Raw genomic sequence first — 17,982 nt, 5'->3', positions numbered from 1 at the left:
GCTTCACCGCGGCCAGGCGTTGGCGATCGTGCAGAACAACCGCGCCGTCTGCTCGGTGTCATACACCGCGCTGTGCGCCTCGTTGGCATCCCAACCCAGCCCAGCCGCGTTGGCCGCGCGCGCCAGCACCGTCTGGCCATAGGCAATGCCCGCCAGGGTGACCGTGTCGAACACGCTGAAGGGGTGGAACGGGTTGCGCTTGTGCCCGGTACGGGCCACCGCGGCGTTGACGAAGCCCAGGTCGAAATGGGCGTTGTGGCCGACCAGGATCGCGCGCTGGCAACCGTATTTCTTCATCGCTGCACGCACCGGGGTGAAGATGTGGTCCAGCGCGGCCTTCTCTTCCTTGGCCAGCCGGAACGGGTGGTCGAGGATGATGCCGGTCACTTCCAGCGACTTCGGGTCGATCTCCAGCCCCTCTGCCGGCACCACGTGGGCGCTGGCGGTCTGGCCGGGGTAGAGCAGGCCGTTCTCGTCCATCTCGATCGGCACGGCGGCGATTTCCAGCAGCGCGTTGCGCTGGCTGTCGAAGCCGCCGGTTTCAACATCCACCACCACCGGCAGGAAGCCGCGGAAGCGTTGTGACATCGCGCGCTGTGCCTGGGGTACGTCGGAAACAGGGAGGGCGGCAGGTGCGGAAGTGGGGTCGGTCATGCATGAATTCTAGCAGAGCGACCCTGAGCGCCCCGGATCCTGGCAGGTGCCAATCTTGGTTGGCACACTGCGCGCCGACCAGGGTCGGTATCTACCGGAGCACAGGCCGCGCCATGGGGCCCGACGGATACCAGCGCGCCAGCACCGCATCCACGCTCAGGCGCCCAGCGCCGGTGAACAGCAGCGGCAACAGCATCGCCATGAACAGCAGCGGCAGTTTGAAGTTGCCAAAGCCCTGATCGCTGATAGCATAGCCCATTGCCAGATCGCCCAGTGAGCTCCATTCGGCCGGCCAGTGCACCGCGTACGTTGCCACAGCCGTCAGCACCAGCAGGCTGGCGGCGGCAAAACGGGTGCCGAAGCCGAACAGCAGGCACGCTGCGCCCACCAGTTCGAACCAGGTGGCCAGTTGCCAGTTCAGCGCAGCGGGCAGCTGGTCGAACGGAAACGGGAAGGCATCCTGCAGATCGGCGAACCAGTTCTGCCCGTGCAGCTTCTCGCGCCCGGATTCGAAGAATTCCCAGGCAAGCAGCAGGCGCAGGCCAAGCGGGGCCAACCACGGGGCGAAACGGTCCAGCTGGCCGCGTGCGGCGGCCAGGGTCGGGGTCTTCATCGGTGTATCTCCTGGAAGGGGCGTCAGGGTGAAGCGGGGAGCGGACCGATCACGCCAGCACGCAGGAACTGCTGCAGCAGTTGCGCGCCAGGGGCGGCCAATGTCCCAGGATCGAGGTGGTGCAGGGCGGCCAGTTGCTGCAGCTGTTGTTGGCCGGTGGCCCCGGGGGACTCGCCGATCAGGGTCAGCAGATGCACTGCGAGGCTGGTCAGGGTGGCAAATCGCACCGCGCCATCAGCATCGCGCCGCACCAGCAGGCCGGTGGGCTCTGCCGGTGGTTGCGACGGTGCATCCTCGCTACCCAGCTGATGCACCGGCCAGCGGTACAGCAGCGGCCAGGCCAGCGGTGAGCGGCGCAGCGGCACCTGCAGCGGATCGATGTCGCCCGGTTCCGGCAGCGGATCGGCCTGCAGCTGGTACAGCGCGGTCTCCACCCACTCGTAGTGGGCCAGTTCGGCAAGCGCCGGATGCGGCAGCTCCGGCTGCACCTGCAGCCACTGCACGAACTCGGCAGCCAGTTCGGTGAACAACGGGGTGTGGCAATGGTGGCTGGCGAAATAGTGGCGCACCAGTGCACGCCAGTCCGGTTCGCCCAGCAGGCGTACGCAGACCGGGAAGCCATTACTCAACAATCCCAGCAGATTGTTGAACAGCAGGCGTTCGTACACGGCCACTCGACGCGGGTCCATGCCGGGCGGCGCCGGTACCTGCGCCGGGTCGCGCAGGTGCGCGGTGAACGCGTGCTGCTGCGCACGCAGGCGTTCGGGGGCGTCAGCCATGGGCGGCCTGCAGGCGGTGGATGGTCTGCAGTTCGCCCCGCAGCTCGGCGTAGGGCGGGAAATTGAAGTCGCGTTCGAGCAGGGTGGGGCGTGGGCCGATACGGGCGTAGGTGCGTGCCAGCAGGTCCCACACCGGGTCGATCACCGGGCTGCCATGGGTGTCGATCTTCAGGTCCGGCGCCTCGTCCAGGTGCCCGGCCACGTGCAGGCAGACGATGCGTTGTGCGGGCAGGCCGGCGATGAAGGCATCGGCGTCGTAGCCATGGTTGCAGGCATTGACGTAGACGTTGTTGACGTCCAGCAGCAGATCACAGTCGGCCTCGGCCAGTACGGCAGTGGTGAAGGCCAGTTCGTCCATCGTCGGGTCCGGCGCCAGGTAGTACGACACGTTTTCCACGGCGATGCGACGGCCGAGAATGTCCTGCACCCGGGCGATGCGGGCAGCGGTGTGGCGTACCGCTTCATCGGTGAATGGAATCGGCAGCAGGTCGTACAGGTGGCCTTCGTCGCTGCAGTAGCTCAGGTGTTCGCTGTACAGCGGCACTTGATGCTGTTGCAGGAACGTACCGACCTGGGCCAGCAGCTGGGTATCCAGGGGGGCACTGCCGCCCAGCGACAATGACAGGCCGTGGCAGCTCAGCGGATGGCGCGCCGCCAGTTCGGCCAACGCGTCACCTGCGGGACCACCGACACCGATCCAGTTCTCCGGCGCGCATTCGAGGAAATCGAAATCGCCGGCCGGTGCATCGCGCAGGTCCTGCAGCAGGGCACGGCGCAGGCCCAGGCCCACGGCCGCCGCAGGAAGCGGCGACCGCGGGTGGACGACGCCGGCGCGGACGTCAGTGCTTGCCACCGCACTTGCCTTCGCCGCACTTGCCTTCGGCCGACTTCTTGTCGCCGCCGGTCTTGGCCTTGGTGTCCGCACCGGCCGCTGCCTTGCCCTTGTCGCCGCCGCACTTGCCTTCAGCACTCTTGCCGTCGGCGCCACACTTGCCTTCGGCATGCTTGGCCGCGTCGGCGGATTTTGCATCGGTCGCTTTCGCGTCGGTGGCCTTGGCGGCCTGGCCGGCCACCAGGTAGCCCTGGGCGAGGTCGGTCATGCTCAGGGCCGAAGCGGAGGCGGTCATGCCGAGGCCTGCGGCCAGGGCGGTGGCGGTCAGCAGGGACAGCGTCTTGTTGGAGGTGCTCATCGGTCGTGCTCCTGGGTGGTGGGCGGGTGCCCGTGGTGAAGCGATGGTGCAGCGATCCTACTCAACGAATCCTCGCCGGGAATTCAAATTTTCGTGAGAAGTATTACAGCGCCAGCAAAAAGGCCGCTGTCACGAGGACAGCGGCCACCCTGGAGTCGAATCCGGTGTTGCAGTGCAGTATCAGATATCGCCCGCGCTGGAGGTCTCGTCGCGCTTCTGGCGCGGCGGCAGCGGCTGTTCGCCGTGCACCAGGAACCACACGTTCTCGGCGATGTTGGTGGCATGGTCGCCCACGCGCTCCAGGTTCTTGGCCATGAACAGCAGGTGGGTGCACGGGGTGATGTTGCGCGGGTCTTCCATCATGTAGGTCAGCAGCTCGCGGAACAGCGCGGTGTACTGCGCATCCAGGCGGGCGTCGTCCTCGCGCAGTTCCAGCGCGGCATCGGCGTCGTTGTCGCGGTAGGCGGCGATGGCGCGGCGGACCTGCTGTGCGGCCAGGCGGCCGAGGGCGCGCAGGCCCTGGATCTGCGGCAGCGGTGGCACCTTGCCCAGCGCGATCGAGCGCTTGGCGACGTTGGCCGCGTAGTCGCCAATGCGTTCGATATCGGCCGGAATGCGCAGGCCGGCGAGGATCTCGCGCAGGTCGCGGGCCATCGGGCCACGCAGCGCCAGGCGCATCACGTCGTGGCTGATCTGCTGTTCCAGCGCATCGATCGCTTCGTCGTTGGCGATGATGCGATGGGCGGCGTTCTCATCGCGCTTCTCGATGACGTCCATCGACGCCTCCAGCTGGGCGACGGCCATCTCGCCCATGCGCACGATCTCGGCCACCAGGCGCTGCTGCTCTTCGTCGTAGCTTTTGACGATGTGGTCGTTGGGAAGGTTCATGTTCTGCAATCCAGGTAGAGCCAGGCGCGCCTGGCTGGGACAGGTGGCGAAGCGTCAGCGCCGATCAGCCGAACCGGCCGGTGATGTAATCCTCGGTCTGCTGCTTGGACGGCTGCGAGAAGATCACTTCGGTGCGGTCGTGTTCGATCAGGTCGCCCAGGTACATGAAGGCGGTGTAATCGGACACGCGCGCGGCCTGCTGCATGTTGTGGGTGACGATCACGATGGTGTACTCGTGCTTGAGCTCTTCCACCAGCTGCTCGATGCGGCTGGTGGAGATCGGGTCCAGCGCCGAGGTCGGCTCGTCCAGCAGCAGCACCGACGGGCGCAGGGCCACGGCACGGGCGATGCACAGACGCTGCTGCTGGCCACCGGACAGGCCCAGAGCGCTCTGGTTGAGCTTGTCCTTCACTTCGTCCCACAGCGCGCCCTGGCGCAGCGCGTGCTCGACACGGTCGGCCATGTCCGCCTTGGACAGCTTCTCGTGGTGGCGGATGCCGTAGGCCACGTTCTCGAAGATGGTCATCGGGAACGGCACCGGCTTCTGGAACACCATGCCGACCTTGCTGCGCAGGCGGTTCATCGGGTACTTCGGCGACAGGATGTTCTCGCCGTCGAGGATCACCTCACCGCGCGCTTCCAGCTTCGGATACAGCGCGTAGATGCGGTTGAAGATGCGCAGCAGGGTCGACTTGCCGCAACCGGAGGGACCGATCAGCGCGGTCACGCGCTTTTCCGGGATCTCCAGGTTGATGCCCTTCAGGGCGTGGAACTTGTCGTAGTAGAAGTCCAGTCCACGCGCGGCGAGCTTGACCGGGGCCGGAGCGTGCAGGTTCTCGTGCGAGGCCGGCACGACGATGCGCTGCATCGGCACGGCGTTGGAAAGGTCGTTCATGGCGGTATCCACGGAAAGGTCAGTCATGGGAGATACGGTTGCGCAGCAGGATGCCGCGCGCAGAGAGGCTGACCAGCAGCACGAACACGGTCAGCACCAGCGCGCCGGCCCAGGCCAGCACCTGCCAGGATTCGTACGGGCTGCCGGCGAACTGGTTCATCACCACCGGCACCGAGGCCATCGGCTGGAACACGTTGCTGTTCCAGTACTGGTTGCCGAAGGCGGTGAACAGCAGCGGTGCGGTCTCGCCGGAAATGCGGGCCAGCGCCAGCAGGATGCCGGTGATGATGCCGGCCGAGGCACTGCGGTACAGCACCTGCACGATCACCTTCCACTGCGGAATGCCCAGCGAAAGCGCGGCTTCGCGCATCTGCGAAGGCACCAGGCGCAGCATCTCGTCGGTGGTACGCACCACCACCGGCAGCACGATGAAGGCCAGCGACAGTGCACCGGCGAAGGCGGAGAAGCTGCCGCCGGTCTGCATCACGTACAGGGTGTAGACGAACAGGCCCAGCACGATGGACGGGGCCGACAGCAGGATGTCGTTGACGAAGCGGACCACGGTGCCGGCCTTGCGGGCGTTGCCGTACTCGGCCAGCCAGGTGCCGGCCAGCACACCCAGCGGGGTGCCGATGCCGATTGCCAGCGCACACATCACCGCACTGCCGAAGAAGGCGTTGGCCAGGCCGCCTTCCTGCATCGGCGGCGGTGTCATCCTGGTGAACAGATCCAGGTTGATGCCGGCCAGGCCCTTGGAGGCCAGGGTGAACAGGATCCAGCCGAGGAAGAACAGGCCGAACAGCGCGGTGGCGCAAGACAGCGCGATGGCGATGACATTGCCGATGCGGCGGCGCAGGTACAGGGAGTCAGCGGTGCTGGACATCAGTTGCCCTCCTTGCGGGACAGGCGCATCAGCATCAGGCGGGCGATGGCGAGCACCACGAAGGTGACGATGAAGAGGACGAAGCCGAGCAGCAGCAACGCCGAGCGGTAGGTTTCAGTGGCTTCGCCGAAGTCGTTGGCGATCAGTGCGGCGATGGTGGTGCCCGGTTCCAGCAGCGACGGCGACAGGCGCACGCTGTTGCCGATCACGAAGGCCACTGCCATCGTCTCGCCCAGTGCGCGGCCCAGGCCGAGGAACACGCCACCGATCACCGCCGAGCGGGTGTAGGGCAGCACGATGTCCCAGCTCACTTCCCATTTGGTGGAACCCAGAGCGTAGGCCGATTCCTTCAGGCGGGTCGGCACGGTCAGGAACACTTCGCGCATCACCGAGGAGATGAACGGGATGACCATGATCGCAAGCACGAAGCCGGCGGTGAGCATGCCGATGCCCAGCGGCGGGCCCTGGAACACCGGGCCGATGATCGGCCATTCGCCCAAGGTTTCGTTGAGGAACGGGGTGACGTACTCGGTCATCACCGGCACCAGCACGAACAGGCCCCACATGCCGTAGATGATCGAGGGAATGCCCGCCAGCAGTTCGATGGCGGTACCAACCGGGCCACGCAGCCAGCGCGGTGCCACTTCGGTGAGGAAGAAGGCGATGCCGAAGCTGACCGGTACGGCGATGACCATCGCGATCAGGGCGGTGACCAGGGTGCCGTAGATCGGGGCGAGGGCGCCGAACTTGTTTTCGACCGGATTCCAGTCGGAGGAGAAGAAGAAGCTCAGGCCCTGCATCTGCAGAGCGTGGCGACCACCCCACAGCATCGACAGTGCGGCGCAGGCCAGCGCGATCAGGACGAAGATGACGGTGCCGACCAGCACCCATCGGAACAGTTTGTCGTTGCGGGCATCACGCATGTCACGCGTGGACGGGGCGGCTACAGGCTGGGCGATGGCATTCATGGGGACGGCAGGGCCAGGAAGGGGCGGGGCAGCACGATGTGCAGGAGACGGTGCCCGCACGTGGCGGGCACCGTCGGGTCCATCACTTCAGTTCGGTCGCCCAGTAGGCTTCGATCTGCTTGACCAGCTCGGCCGGCAGCGGCACGTAGTGCAGTTCGTTGGCCTGGGTCTGGCCGCTTTCGAAGGCCCACTTGAAGAAGGCCAGCGCATCCTGGTTGCGCTTGGCATCCTTCGGCTTCTTCTGCATCAGCATGAAGTTGGTGGCGGTGATCGGCCACGCCTGCTCGCCCGGGGCGTTGGTGATGACCAGGTTGAAGTCCTTGGCGCTGGCCCAGTCGGCGCTGGCGGCAGCGGCGGCGAAGGTTTCAGCGTTCGGCTGCACCCAGGTGCCGGCCGCGTTCTGCAGCGAGGTGTACGGCATCGCGTTCTGCAGGGCATAGGCCAGTTCGACGTAGCCGATCGAGCCCTTGATCTGCTTCACGTAGGAAGCAACGCCTTCATTGCCCTTGCCACCCACGCCGTCCGGCCACTGCACCGAGGTGCCTTCGCCGACCTTGCTCTTCCACTCCGGGCTGACCTTGGACAGGTAGTTGGAGAAGTTGAAGGTGGTGCCCGAACCATCCGAACGGTGGACGATGGTGATCTTGCCGTCCGGCAGGGTCACGCCCGGGTTGGCGGCGACGATGGCCGGGTCGTTCCAGGTCTTGACCTTGCCCAGGAAGATGTCGGCGAGCAGGGCGCCGCTGAGGCGCAGCTTGCCGGCTTCCAGGCCGTCGATGTTGACCACCGGCACCACGCCGCCGATGGCCGACGGGAACTGGGCCAGGCCGGCCTGGGCCAGCTCGTCGCTGCTCAGCGGCTTGTCGGACGAACCGAAATCAACGGTGCCGGCCTTGATCTGGGCGATGCCACCACCGGAACCGATCGACTGGTAGTTGATCTTCGCGCCGGTGGCGGTGTTGTAGTCGGCCGACCACTTGGACACCAGCGGGAAGATGAAGGAGGCGCCGGCACCGGAGACCTCAGCGGTCACCTTGTCGCCGGCAGCGGCCGGAGCAGCGGCGCCGTCAGCGGCCGGCTGCTGTGCGGCCTGCTTGTCGCCACCGCAGGCAGACAGGCCCAGGGCGATGGCCAGGGAAAGGGCGGCAAGGCTGGCCGAGTGCAGTTTCATGGTCACTCCATAGCGGGGTAGAGCCGACGGTGTCGGCGGATGCGGCTATGAAATGATGTTTTTGTTACAGCCGTATGACGTCCATGACAGAGGTGTCCTGGATCACGTTCTGGCAAGGGTTTCGCGGGATTCACGGTTGGCTACCGGGTCGGCTGACAGCCCCAACTGCGCTTGTGCGCGGTCCCCGGCGTGGCGGAGGGCCGGGCAACCGTTGCCCCCGCTCCTTGCCTCCCATGACCCCACCGCGCCCCCGATGAACCATCAGGCGGCGTTGGGCCGAGCCTGCAAGGAGGTACTTGCGGCGTGTCATGCGCAGCCCGGCCCATCGCCGCTATGCCACATTCGAGGAGGCGCAGCGCCTTTCACGACCAACCGCAGCAGACAACCCTGCAGAAAAGAAGAGCGCCGGACCCCGAAGGATCCAGCGCCCGGTGGGGCCGGCGGGGGAGAGAGGACCCGCCGGCCCCGTTCCTGCGGGGGAACGCCTTGCAACGAACTCAGTACTTCAGGTTCTGCGTCCAGTAGGTCTCGATCTGGCGCACCAGCGCGTCCGGCAGCGGCACGTAGTCCAGCTGCTTGGCCTGCGCATCGCCATTCTTGTAGACCCAGCGGAAGAACTCCTGCGTGGCCTTGGCGCCCGCCACGTTCTTCGGCTGCTTGCGCACCAGGATGAAGTTGGTGGCAGTGATCGGCCATGCATCAGCGCCCGGGGCGTTGGTCATCACCAGGTAGAAGTCACGGGCGTTGGCCCAGTCGGCGCTGGCCGCAGCGGCCGAGAACGAGGCGTCCGACGGCTGCACGATCTTGCCGGCCGCATTCTTCATCGCCGCGTAGGACATCTTGTTCTGCAGCGCGTAGGACAGTTCGACGTAGCCGATGCCGCCCTTGATCTGCTTCACGTAGGCAGCAACGCCTTCGTTGCCCTTGCCGCCGATGCCGGCCGGCCACTGTACCGAAGTGCCTTCACCGACCTTGCTCTTCCACTCCGGGCTGACCTTGGACAGGTAGTTGACGAAGTTGAAGGTGGTGCCCGAGCCGTCCGAACGATGAACGATCGTGATCTTGCCGCTGGGCAGGGTCAGGCCACTGTTGAGGGCGGCGATGGCCGGGTCGTTCCAGGTGGTGATCTTGCCCAGGAAGATGTTGGCCAGGGTCGGGCCGTCCAGCTTCAGCGCGCCGGGGGCGACGCCAGCAACATTGATCACCGGCACCACGCCACCGATCACCGACGGGAACTGGGCCAGGCCGGCGGCAGCCAGCTCTTCCGGCTTCAACGGCGCGTCGGACGAACCGAAGTCCACGGTCGCTGCCTTGATCTGGGCGATACCACCGCCGGAACCGATCGACTGGTAGTTGACCTTCTTGCCGGTGGCGGTGCTGTAGTCGGCCGACCACTTGGACATCACCGGGTAGATGAACGAGGCGCCCGCGCCGGTGACATCGGCGGCGTTGGCGGCGAACACGGACGACGCGGCCAGAATGGCGACGGCGGCGCGCGACTTGAAGGCGTGGATCACGGGAGAGACTCCTGGGGTGGTCGAGGGGCGGCTGCCCGACGTTTCGGTGCACATTCCATAACGGTTCCATGACACGCCCGCGTCTGTCATATGACGCGAACGTGACAGCCGTCATGGCGGTGCCCAAGCCCGCCCTTCAGAGCCCGCGCAGGGCCTCCGGAACGGCATAGCGACCGTCGCGGGGCTGCAGTGTCCAGCGCTGTGCGGGTGCCGTCGTGTCGGTGGCATGGCAGTCGTCACCGGCGGCGACGCTGATCGTATCGGTGCGCTTTTCGCGCACCACGATCGGCGCCAGGCCAGCGGCATTGGCACTGCCCATTTCCAGCGTGCGCTCGAAGCGGCTGAACTCGCCGGCGCACCGCGTATCCCATTCGCCGCGACTGCCACTGACGGCCAGCGGGGCAAGCACCCGGCGCAGCTGCCGGCCCTCGCGTACGAACAACTGCAGTTCGGTCTGCGCGAACGGGTTGGGGCCTGAGCTGCCGTTGTAGTCCATGCGCACGCCGAATGCGCGGGTGGCCGGATCCAGCTGCCAGCGCGCCGTGTCCAGGCGCAGGCCGGTAAAACGCAGCGCATCACTGCTGACCGCGTCGGCCACGCGGGTCCAGGCCAGTGGCCTGCCACTGGCGGTATCGATCAGCAACAGGTCCAGGTCGCCACCGCGCACGTCTTCCGAGGCGGGGGCGGTCCATTGCGCGACGGCCAGCAGGGTCGTGCCGGGTTGTGCCGGCCACGCACGGCAGGCCGTGCTGTCCGCATCGGTGAAACGTGCCGTGACCGGCAGGGCGCCGGCCGGCAACTGCCGGTACGCGGCCTCGCGCACGGCATCCGCATCGTCACAGGCGAACGCAGTGGCGGGCAGGGCAGCGAGCAGGACACTGCAAAGCAGGCGGCGCAGGCGGAGGGGAGAAGGCATCCCGAAGGTCCTTGTCGACAGGGCAGGGCATCATCGCGCGGCCACCGCCTGCCCACAACGACGAAGGCACGGCCTGGGCCGTGCCTTCGTTCGACCGCGTGCTTCCGGGCTTACCAGAAGAACTGCGCGCGGGCTTCCAGGATGTTCGGATCGTCGTTGACGAAGCCACGGGCGGTCGAGCTGTACTTCTTGCTGTCGACCATCACGTAGTTGAGCATCAGCTTGAAGTTCGAGCGCCAGTACCAGTTCGCGCCGACGGTCCAGATGTCCATCTTGCCGCCGAGCACGCCATCGACGATCGGCGGACGGCCGGCCACCGCGTTGGCGGCGAGGTTGCCGTCGTTCAGATCCATGTGGTCATAACGCACGCCCAGCTGCCACTGGCCGCCGGCCGGGTTGTTCGGCAGGCCGGTGCCCGGGGTGCCGCCCTTGTAGCTCCAGCTTTCGCCGGTGACATTCCACACGCCGCTGACGTAGTAGCCGTCGCTGGTGTAGTTGTCGTTGGCCAGGCGCTTGGCCTTGCTGGTGTAGTACTCGGCCTGGGCCTTGAACGGGCCCTGGAAGTACATCGCTTCGGCGCCGATGGTGCTGACGCGGTCGGTGTCGACCAGGTTGCCGCTGTCGACCAGGCGCGCGGTGGCCAGGTCGGCGTTCGGGCGGGCACGCACGCGCAGGGTGTCCGCGTCGGTGTCGTAGTCGACGTAGCTCAGGCCGAAGTGCAGGACCTGGCCCTTCTCGTTGATCGGTGCCCAGGTGCCACGTGCGCCGTAGCCGCTGCCGTGGGCCAGGTTGCGGGTCAGTTCGCGGCCGAAGGCGCTGGCGGTGACCGACCAGTTGTCCTGGCCGTAGCTGTAGGCACCGCCCAGGCGCCGGGCGACAGCGTAGGTGTTGGTGACCGCAGCCTTGGAGATGAAGTCGTTGTTCTTGGTGCTGGACAGTTCTTCCAGGCTGTTGGGCTGCTTGAACTGGCCGACCTGGATGAAGTGGTTGGCGTTGCCCAGCAGCTTGTACTTCACGTTGGTGTCGAGGAACTTGTCGGCCTTGGCGTCGTAGCCCACGACCCATTCCACGTTGCCCGGGCCCTTGCCCTTCAGCACCAGCTCGGCGCGACGCAGTTCGAATTCGCTGTTCTTGCCGTTGCCGGCGTCACCGCCGTTGAGGTCCACGACGTCATTGTCGTACCAGTTGCCGTCGGCCTGGACCAGGCCTTCGAAGGTGATTTCCGAACCGCCGATCACATCGATGGCGACTTCGGCGTGGGCGGCCGGCACGTACAGCGCAGCAGCCACGGCGATCGTCAGGAGCTGGTGATGCAGTTTCATGGAGAGGAGCCTTGCAGGCAGGTGGGAAGATGCGCGCAGGCTAAAACGTGAAGATTGCGTAAATGTGACAGTTCGCGCACGGCGGCGATCCGCCGCAGGCCCCGTCACGGCTGGGCCTGCCATTGAAACCGGTTACGTATGACGCGCGGATTGCGCCCCGGTTGCAGTAGATCCACGCCATGCGTGGATGGATTTTCCAGTAGATCCACGCCATGCGTGGATGGCGCCGTCACTCCGCGGGTGTCTTGTCCTTGAACCGGCACAGGTCGGCAATCACGCAGCCCGGGCAATCCGGTTTGCGCGCTTTGCACACGTACCGGCCGTGCAGGATCAGCCAGTGGTGCGCGTCGAGCAGGAACTCGGCGGGAATCGCTTTGACCAGTCGATCTTCAACCTCGCGCACGTTCTTTCCGGGCGCAAGTCCAGTGCGGTTGGCGACACGGAAGATGTGCGTGTCCACCGCCATCACCGGTTCGCCGAAGGCGGTGTTGAGCACCACGTTGGCGGTCTTGCGGCCGACACCGGGCAGGGCTTCCAGTGCGTCGCGATCGCGTGGCACTTGGCCACCGTGCTTCTCAAGAAGCAGCGCGCAGGTGGCGATCACGTTCTTCGCCTTGGCGTTGAACAGACCGATGGTGGCGATGTACTTCTTCAGTCCCTCTTCGCCCAGCGCGAGGATCTTCGCCGGCGTGTTGGCAACCGGGAACAGGCGTCGGGTGGCCTTGTTGACGCCGACGTCGGTGGCCTGTGCAGACAGCGCGACCGCCACCAGCAGTTCGAACGGCGAGCTGTATTCCAGCTCGGTCTTCGGGTGCGGGTTGAGCTCGCGCAGGCGGGTGAACATTTCCACCACGTCGGCACGCGGCATCGTACTGCCGCGGCGCGCAGGTGCGCGCGCGGTCTTCTTCGCGGTCGCCATTACTGCTCCTTGCCGGCGGCGCGGGCCTTGGCCCGGGCGAGGATGGCGGCCGCGGCGGCAGGCAGGGCGGGTTTGACGTCCGGTGCCGGCGCGGGCGTCCGCCGCGCATCACGCTCGGCCTCGCGGCGGGCAAGGCGCACGGCGCGTGCGCGGAAACGTTCGCGCGCCGCCCATGCACGCTGCAGTTGCAACTGCATCTGGCACAGGCGCTCGGGCAGGTCCGGATGATCGGGCAGCAGCCGCTCATCGCCAGCCCTCACGACGTAGTCCATCAGTCCAGCCTGCAGCGCACCATCGGGATCGTCTGCCTGGACCCGGGCGAACAGCAGCACGGGGTTGGGTCGGGATGCCATGGCGTCAGCGGTTCTGGAAGGCGGGGGGACGGCGCTGCAGGAAGGCGCTGGTGCCTTCGCGCATGTCCTCGGTGGCGAACAGCAGGCCGAACTGCGCACTTTCGTATTCCAGGCCGGCTTCCAGGCTGCATTCGCCGCCCACGTGTACCGCGTCGAGCAGGCCACGCAGCGCCAGCGGCGCCGACTGTGCCAGCTGCCGGGCCAGGGCCTGCACGCGGGCGTCGAGCTCGGCGGCGGGTACCACTTCGTTGACGATGCCCAGGGCCAGTGCGCGTGCGGCGTCGATCGGGGTGCCCAGCAGGCACAGTTCCAGCGTGGCCGCGCGGCCACACAGGCGCAGCAGGCGCTGGCTGCCGCCGAAGCCGGGAATCAGGCCGAGATTGATCTCCGGCTGGCCGACTTTGGCCGAATCGGCGGCGATGCGCAGATGGCAGGCCATGGCCAGTTCCAGCCCGCCGCCCAGCGCAAATCCGTTCACCCGGGCGATCACCGGCTTGGGCATGCGTTCGATTCGGCGCATCAGGGCCTGCCCGAGCAGGGAAAAATCACGTCCCTGAACCGCGCTCAAGGTGTTCATTTCGGCGATGTCGGCCCCGGCCACGAACGCCTTGGGGCCAGCCCCGGTCAGCACCACCACCCGTACCGCCGGGTCGGCGGCGGCGTCGCCAAACGCCTCGGCCAAGGCCTGCAGGGTGGCGGCGTTGAGGGCGTTGAGCTTGTCCGGGCGTTGCACGGTAATGGTGCGGACGGCGCCATCATCGCTGACGTCGACCGGGTGGGGAGCGGGGGCCTCGACCACGGGAAACTCCTGGAACGTTAAAAAAAAGTGAGATTGAACTCTGTAAACGCAGACAGGTCATAGCCTGCGTGGTGAGTAGCGGTTACACGTTGTGGCCGTTATCCTAACCCGTCGCCTCAGGGCGGCGCAGAACGTCCCTGAGTTACCACCCCTGGAGAACTGTTTGATGAAGTTGCGTTCTATCGCGGTCGCCGTCGCGGCCCTGGCCCTGACGGGCAATGCCTTCGCCCAGGACATCGCGTCCGAGAAGGGCAAGCTGAGCTACTACTTCGGTTACGACTACGGCAACAACCTGGCGGAGCTGACCGGTCGCGGTGAGCAGCTGGACATCAACTCGGTGGTGAAGGGCCTGCAGGACGCCTACGCCAAGAAGCAGCCGGCCATTACCGCCGAGCAGCTGAAGCCGGCCGTTGAAGCGTTCCAGAAGCGCGAGCAGGGCCGTGCCCAGGCCGCCAAGGCCGAGTACGAAAAGGCTGCTGCCGAAAACAAGACCAAGAGCGATCAGTTCATGGCGCAGAACAAGGCAAAGGCGGGCGTGCAGACCCTGCCGAGCGGCGTTCAGTACCGTGTGATCGAAGCCGGCAAGGGTGCCAAGCCGACCCAGGCCAGCACCGTGCAGCTGGAAGTGGCCGGTCCGTTCCCGTACGGCCAGCGCCCGACCGAAGCCCGCCCGGCCCAGCAGATTCCGTCGATCAAGGTCAGCGAAGTCGAAATGAAGGCCATGCGTGAGACCCTGCTGCAGATGCCGGCAGGCTCGAAGTGGGAAGTCTCGCTGCCGCCGGATCAGGCCTACGGCGCCGACCCGCGCACCCCGTTCCCGCCGAACGTGGCTGTGCAGTTCGAGATCAAGCTGATCAGCGTCAAGTAAGAAGAAACAGCGTCAACATCAACGCGCCGGTGAACCCACCGGCGCGTTTTTGTTTCTGCACCACGCTGCAGCCGTGCGGGGCCCATCCCAAATTCAGCCCATTCGCGCTACTGTTGACCGGTGCAAATAATGGAAGAAACGGCGCGTGCTGTCGCAAGCCCCTGCATCAACGTCTGCAAGCTGGATCGCAACCGGCTCTGCGCCGGGTGCGGGCGGCATATCGACGAAATCGCACGGTGGTCGTCGATGAGCGACAGCGAACGCAGCCATATCCTGCAGCGTGTGCTGCCCCTGCGCCAACAGCTGCAGCAGTCGCTGCGAGGGTCGTTGGCCGATCATGAGCGGCTGCTGCGCGCGCTGCATCCGCTGGCCGAACCGCCGGCAGGTGACGGCTGGAACCGCAGTGAACTGGATGACCTGCTGCCTCCGGGCCCACCGGTCGAGGCGGCGGTGTTGGCTGGCATCGTGCCGCGCGCCAACGGTGCGCAGGTGATCCTGACCCGGCGTACCGAAACCCTGCGGCAACATGGTGGCCAGGTTGGCTTCCCCGGTGGCCGTACCGAGCCCGATGATCGCGATGCGCTGGCTGCCGCACTGCGCGAAAGCCAGGAAGAAATCGCGTTGGCGCCGACACAGGTGCAGGCACTGGGATATCTCGATCCGTTCGTGACCATCACCGGCTACCGGGTGACCCCGGTGGTGGCAGTGATCGATCCGGAGTTCGTGGCGGTCCCGCAGCCCAGCGAAGTGGCCGAGGTGTTCGAAGTGCCGCTGGACTATCTGATGGCCGCCGACAACCTGCGCCAGGTCGAAATCAACCATCGCGGCCGCGTCCGCCATGTCCTTGAATATGGCTGGCCCGGCCAGCGCATCTGGGGCGCCACCGCGGCCATCCTGTACAACCTGCGTCGCCGCCTGGAGCAAGTGCAATGAAGCCGATCGACCCGCCGTGGACCACCCTTGTCGATGTTGCGACCCTGGCTGCGGCCTTGGGCGATGGGGTACGCGTGGTCGATGCCCGCGCGACCGCCAGTACCGTGCGCGTGGTCGACGCGCGTGCATCGCTTGCCGACCCGCAGGCGGGCAACAGCCTCTACGCGCAGGGACACATTCCCGGCGCAGTGCATGCCGATCTCAACCGCGACCTGTCCGATCTGACGCGGGTAGGCCATGGCCGCCACCCGTTGCCCGACAGCGATGCGTTCGCCGCACGACTGGGGCAATGGGGCATCGGCACCGACACGCAGGTGGTGGTGTATGACGGCAGCGATGGCAGCATGGCCGCCGCGCGCCTGTGGTGGCTGCTGCGCCTGATAGGGCATGCGAACGTGGCCGTACTCGATGGCGGCATCGCCGCGTGGCAGGCCGCCGGCCAGCCGCTGGCGACCGGCAGCAGCGAGGTCACCGCGTTGCCCGCGTATCCGGGGCGCTTCGATGGCAGCCAGGTCGCCAGCGCGGACGAGATCGAATCACGCCTCAAGCATGCGCCGGGCTGGCTGGTCGATGCCCGCGCGGGCGAGCGGTTCCGCGGTGAGGTGGAGCCGCTGGACCCGGTCGCCGGCCATGTACCGGGCGCGGTCAATCGCCCGTTCGCGTTGAACGTGCTGGACGGCCGCCTGCGCGATGCACAGGAACTGCGTGCCGAGTTGCAGGGCGTGATCGGCAACCAGGACCCGCAACGCGTGGTGCTGATGTGCGGCTCGGGCGTGACCGCCTGCCACCTGCTGCTGGCGATGGAAAGCGCGGGCCTGTCCGGCGCACGCATCTACGCGGACTCTTGGAGTGGCTGGGTCAGCGACAGCAGCCGACCGGTCGCCACCGGCGCCTGAGCAATGCGGGTTGGTCGATTTGACGTTCATCCACGCATGGCGTGGATCTGCTGGCCACCGGTTCATCTCTGGGGCAGAGCCCCCTGAGTCAGGGGGCGGCCGCGAAGCGGCGGGGGTCTGGGAGCTGGTAAGTGGGGCCCGCGTTTCGCGCAGCGAAGCGTGGGAGCGACAGCGCGCATGCGATGGCGTGTACCCAGGGCGCAGCCCTGCCCATCATCCCAACCCCTGCAACGGCACCTTCGCCAGCACCCGCGCCCACGGGAACAACGGGCCCGGATCACGCTTGCGCGCCACGGTCACCGCCGGGTCATCACTGGCCGGCACCTGCTCCAGGTCCAACTGGTCATGTCCGGCAATCCGCCGCAGCGACGGGTAACGAGCCACCAGTGCCTGCAGCAGCTGTTCCAGCGCCAGCAGCTGCGCTTCGGTGTACGGCTCGTCCATCGCCTGGTGGCGGCTGTCGAGCCAGTGCGGGTAGCGCCCCGAATTGACCAGTTCGATGCCCACGGTATCGGCATTCATGCCGCGCACGTGGTGGGCGATGCGCTCCGGCGCCACGTACTGCACCACGCTGCCGTCGCGGTCGATGTAGAAATGCCCGCTGTTGCCGGCGCCGCTGTCGTACAGCACGCGCTCGCCGTACTCCCGGGCGGTCGCCAGGTCGGGCAGTTCGGTGCAGTGGATCACCACCATCGCCAGGCTGGATGGATCGCGCAGTGGCAGGCGGTCGTGGTAGGGCAACGGCTGCAGCTGCAGGCCGGGCAGGAGCGGTTTGGGCATGCGGCGATGCTAGCATTGCCGGATGAAACTGCCTTCCCTTCTGCTGTCGATCCGCTCCGTGGGAGCGCACGCATGAGCCGCGGTCACTGCATCCTGTCCCACGGCTTCGAGAGCGGCCCGGAGGCGACCAAGGTCACCGCGCTGGCCGAAGTCGCCGAGCGACTGGGCTGGACCCATGAGCGCCCCGATTACACCGACCTGGACGCGATGAGCCAGGTCAGCCGCGTTGGCGATGTGCGCACTCGCCTGCAACGCCTGATCGAGCGCACGGCCGCTGCCGCTGCGCAGGGGCCGGTGGTGCTGGCCGGCTCCAGCCTGGGCGCCTACATCTCCGCCATCGCCTCGCTGCAGGTGCCGGTGGCCGGCCTGTTCCTGATGGTGCCGCCCACCACCATGGGACCGATGCCGGCGCTGGATGCCGCGCCGGTGCCGACCACGGTGGTGCAGGCCTGGCATGACGAGGTGGTGCCGGCCGCCGGAGTCATCGCCTGGGCGCAGGCGCGCTCGGCGCAGCTGCTGCTGGTGGACGATGGCCATCGCCTGGAGCACCACGTGGAAGCCTCTGCGCAGGCCTTCGAGCGCCTGCTGCGGCAGCTGTGAAGCCCGGGCGCACGGCGCGCCCGCCCGCATTGACTACA

Annotated in this window: 21 protein-coding genes; 4 read left to right on the top strand and 17 right to left on the bottom strand. The window is 66.8% G+C overall.

From position 1 onward, the window contains the following. Positions 1 to 3: 3 nt before the first annotated feature. The 16 genes from rnt to ACUXVE_RS05460 form a co-directional block, all read right to left on the bottom strand. Positions 4 to 588 carry a ribonuclease T gene (gene rnt / locus ACUXVE_RS05535; protein WP_012510544.1) on the bottom strand — a complete coding sequence of 195 codons (585 nt, stop codon included), beginning with the start codon at positions 586 to 588 and terminating at the stop codon, positions 4 to 6. A 157-nt stretch (positions 589 to 745) separates the two neighbouring features. Beyond that, on the bottom strand, positions 746 to 1,267 hold the full coding sequence (locus tag ACUXVE_RS05530) for an HvfX family Cu-binding RiPP maturation protein (protein WP_222390099.1): 522 nt from the start codon (positions 1,265 to 1,267) through the stop codon (positions 746 to 748). 23 nt (positions 1,268 to 1,290) lie between these two features. Beyond that, complete coding sequence (locus tag ACUXVE_RS05525) at positions 1,291 to 2,046, bottom strand: HvfC family RiPP maturation protein (protein ID WP_222390097.1); 756 nt, start codon at positions 2,044 to 2,046, stop codon at positions 1,291 to 1,293. Further along, positions 2,039 to 2,899: an HvfB family MNIO-type RiPP peptide maturase gene (locus ACUXVE_RS05520; RefSeq protein ID WP_222390095.1), complete on the bottom strand. Its 861-nt coding sequence runs from the start codon at positions 2,897 to 2,899 to the stop codon at positions 2,039 to 2,041. Before ACUXVE_RS05520 ends, ACUXVE_RS05525 begins: the two co-directional genes overlap by 8 nt. Continuing rightward, positions 2,886 to 3,236, bottom strand: coding sequence for an HvfA family oxazolone/thioamide-modified RiPP metallophore (locus ACUXVE_RS05515; protein ID WP_025875386.1), 351 nt, complete (start codon positions 3,234 to 3,236; stop codon positions 2,886 to 2,888). Before ACUXVE_RS05515 ends, ACUXVE_RS05520 begins: the two co-directional genes overlap by 14 nt. 180 nt (positions 3,237 to 3,416) lie before the next feature. Continuing rightward, on the bottom strand, positions 3,417 to 4,124 hold the full coding sequence (phoU, locus tag ACUXVE_RS05510) for a phosphate signaling complex protein PhoU (protein ID WP_049465163.1): 708 nt from the start codon (positions 4,122 to 4,124) through the stop codon (positions 3,417 to 3,419). Between the two features lie 64 nt (positions 4,125 to 4,188). Beyond that, a complete protein-coding gene (gene pstB, locus ACUXVE_RS05505) occupies positions 4,189 to 5,019 on the bottom strand; it encodes a phosphate ABC transporter ATP-binding protein PstB (RefSeq protein ID WP_025875381.1) in 831 nt (276 codons plus the stop codon). 19 nt (positions 5,020 to 5,038) lie between these two features. Continuing rightward, positions 5,039 to 5,902 carry a phosphate ABC transporter permease PstA gene (gene pstA / locus ACUXVE_RS05500; RefSeq protein WP_132825510.1) on the bottom strand — a complete coding sequence of 288 codons (864 nt, stop codon included), beginning with the start codon at positions 5,900 to 5,902 and terminating at the stop codon, positions 5,039 to 5,041. Further along, positions 5,902 to 6,870, bottom strand: a complete 969-nt coding sequence (gene pstC, locus ACUXVE_RS05495; protein WP_140226733.1) for a phosphate ABC transporter permease subunit PstC — start codon at positions 6,868 to 6,870, stop codon at positions 5,902 to 5,904. Before pstC ends, pstA begins: the two co-directional genes overlap by 1 nt. 82 nt (positions 6,871 to 6,952) lie before the next feature. Beyond that, positions 6,953 to 8,041 (bottom strand): phosphate ABC transporter substrate-binding protein PstS, encoded by a 1,089-nt coding sequence (pstS, locus tag ACUXVE_RS05490; RefSeq protein ID WP_025875376.1) that lies wholly within the window; start codon positions 8,039 to 8,041, stop codon positions 6,953 to 6,955. A 497-nt stretch (positions 8,042 to 8,538) separates the two neighbouring features. Beyond that, positions 8,539 to 9,558 (bottom strand): phosphate ABC transporter substrate-binding protein PstS, encoded by a 1,020-nt coding sequence (pstS, locus tag ACUXVE_RS05485; protein WP_025875374.1) that lies wholly within the window; start codon positions 9,556 to 9,558, stop codon positions 8,539 to 8,541. Positions 9,559 to 9,694: 136 nt separating this feature from the next. Next, positions 9,695 to 10,474 carry a hypothetical protein gene (locus ACUXVE_RS05480; RefSeq protein ID WP_445513963.1) on the bottom strand — a complete coding sequence of 260 codons (780 nt, stop codon included), beginning with the start codon at positions 10,472 to 10,474 and terminating at the stop codon, positions 9,695 to 9,697. Positions 10,475 to 10,584: 110 nt separating this feature from the next. Beyond that, complete coding sequence (locus ACUXVE_RS05475; RefSeq protein WP_445513962.1) at positions 10,585 to 11,796, bottom strand: OprO/OprP family phosphate-selective porin; 1,212 nt, start codon at positions 11,794 to 11,796, stop codon at positions 10,585 to 10,587. A 229-nt stretch (positions 11,797 to 12,025) separates the two neighbouring features. Next, entirely contained in the window at positions 12,026 to 12,715 is a 690-nt protein-coding gene (nth, locus tag ACUXVE_RS05470; protein ID WP_222390089.1) for an endonuclease III, read from the bottom strand. After that, complete coding sequence (locus ACUXVE_RS05465; RefSeq protein ID WP_445513961.1) at positions 12,715 to 13,068, bottom strand: hypothetical protein; 354 nt, start codon at positions 13,066 to 13,068, stop codon at positions 12,715 to 12,717. The genes nth and ACUXVE_RS05465 overlap by 1 nt, the downstream gene beginning before the upstream one ends. A gap of 4 nt (positions 13,069 to 13,072) precedes the next feature. After that, on the bottom strand, positions 13,073 to 13,867 hold the full coding sequence (locus ACUXVE_RS05460) for an enoyl-CoA hydratase/isomerase family protein (protein ID WP_025875367.1): 795 nt from the start codon (positions 13,865 to 13,867) through the stop codon (positions 13,073 to 13,075). A gap of 166 nt (positions 13,868 to 14,033) precedes the next feature. On the opposite strand from ACUXVE_RS05460, the gene ACUXVE_RS05455 reads away from it, so the two are divergent. The 3 genes from ACUXVE_RS05455 (at position 14,034) to ACUXVE_RS05445 (ending at position 16,564) form a co-directional block, all read left to right on the top strand. Beyond that, complete coding sequence (locus tag ACUXVE_RS05455; RefSeq protein WP_025875366.1) at positions 14,034 to 14,735, top strand: FKBP-type peptidyl-prolyl cis-trans isomerase N-terminal domain-containing protein; 702 nt, start codon at positions 14,034 to 14,036, stop codon at positions 14,733 to 14,735. Positions 14,736 to 14,864: 129 nt separating this feature from the next. Beyond that, a complete protein-coding gene (locus tag ACUXVE_RS05450; RefSeq protein ID WP_093817786.1) occupies positions 14,865 to 15,668 on the top strand; it encodes a CoA pyrophosphatase in 804 nt (267 codons plus the stop codon). Then, positions 15,665 to 16,564: a sulfurtransferase gene (locus ACUXVE_RS05445; RefSeq protein WP_093817787.1), complete on the top strand. Its 900-nt coding sequence runs from the start codon at positions 15,665 to 15,667 to the stop codon at positions 16,562 to 16,564. Before ACUXVE_RS05450 ends, ACUXVE_RS05445 begins: the two co-directional genes overlap by 4 nt. A 213-nt stretch (positions 16,565 to 16,777) precedes the next feature. Here the strand turns inward: ACUXVE_RS05445 and ACUXVE_RS05440 are convergent, their stop codons facing one another. Next, on the bottom strand, positions 16,778 to 17,344 hold the full coding sequence (locus ACUXVE_RS05440; RefSeq protein ID WP_093817788.1) for an N-acetylmuramoyl-L-alanine amidase: 567 nt from the start codon (positions 17,342 to 17,344) through the stop codon (positions 16,778 to 16,780). Between the two features lie 72 nt (positions 17,345 to 17,416). On the opposite strand from ACUXVE_RS05440, the gene ACUXVE_RS05435 reads away from it, so the two are divergent. Then, positions 17,417 to 17,944 carry an alpha/beta hydrolase gene (locus tag ACUXVE_RS05435; protein ID WP_025875362.1) on the top strand — a complete coding sequence of 176 codons (528 nt, stop codon included), beginning with the start codon at positions 17,417 to 17,419 and terminating at the stop codon, positions 17,942 to 17,944. Positions 17,945 to 17,982 lie beyond the last annotated feature (38 nt).

This window comes from Stenotrophomonas sp. 3(2025), assembly GCF_052665395.1.
The sequence above is the reverse complement of the archived record's forward strand: the minus strand, read 5'-3'. Positions and strand labels throughout refer to the sequence as shown.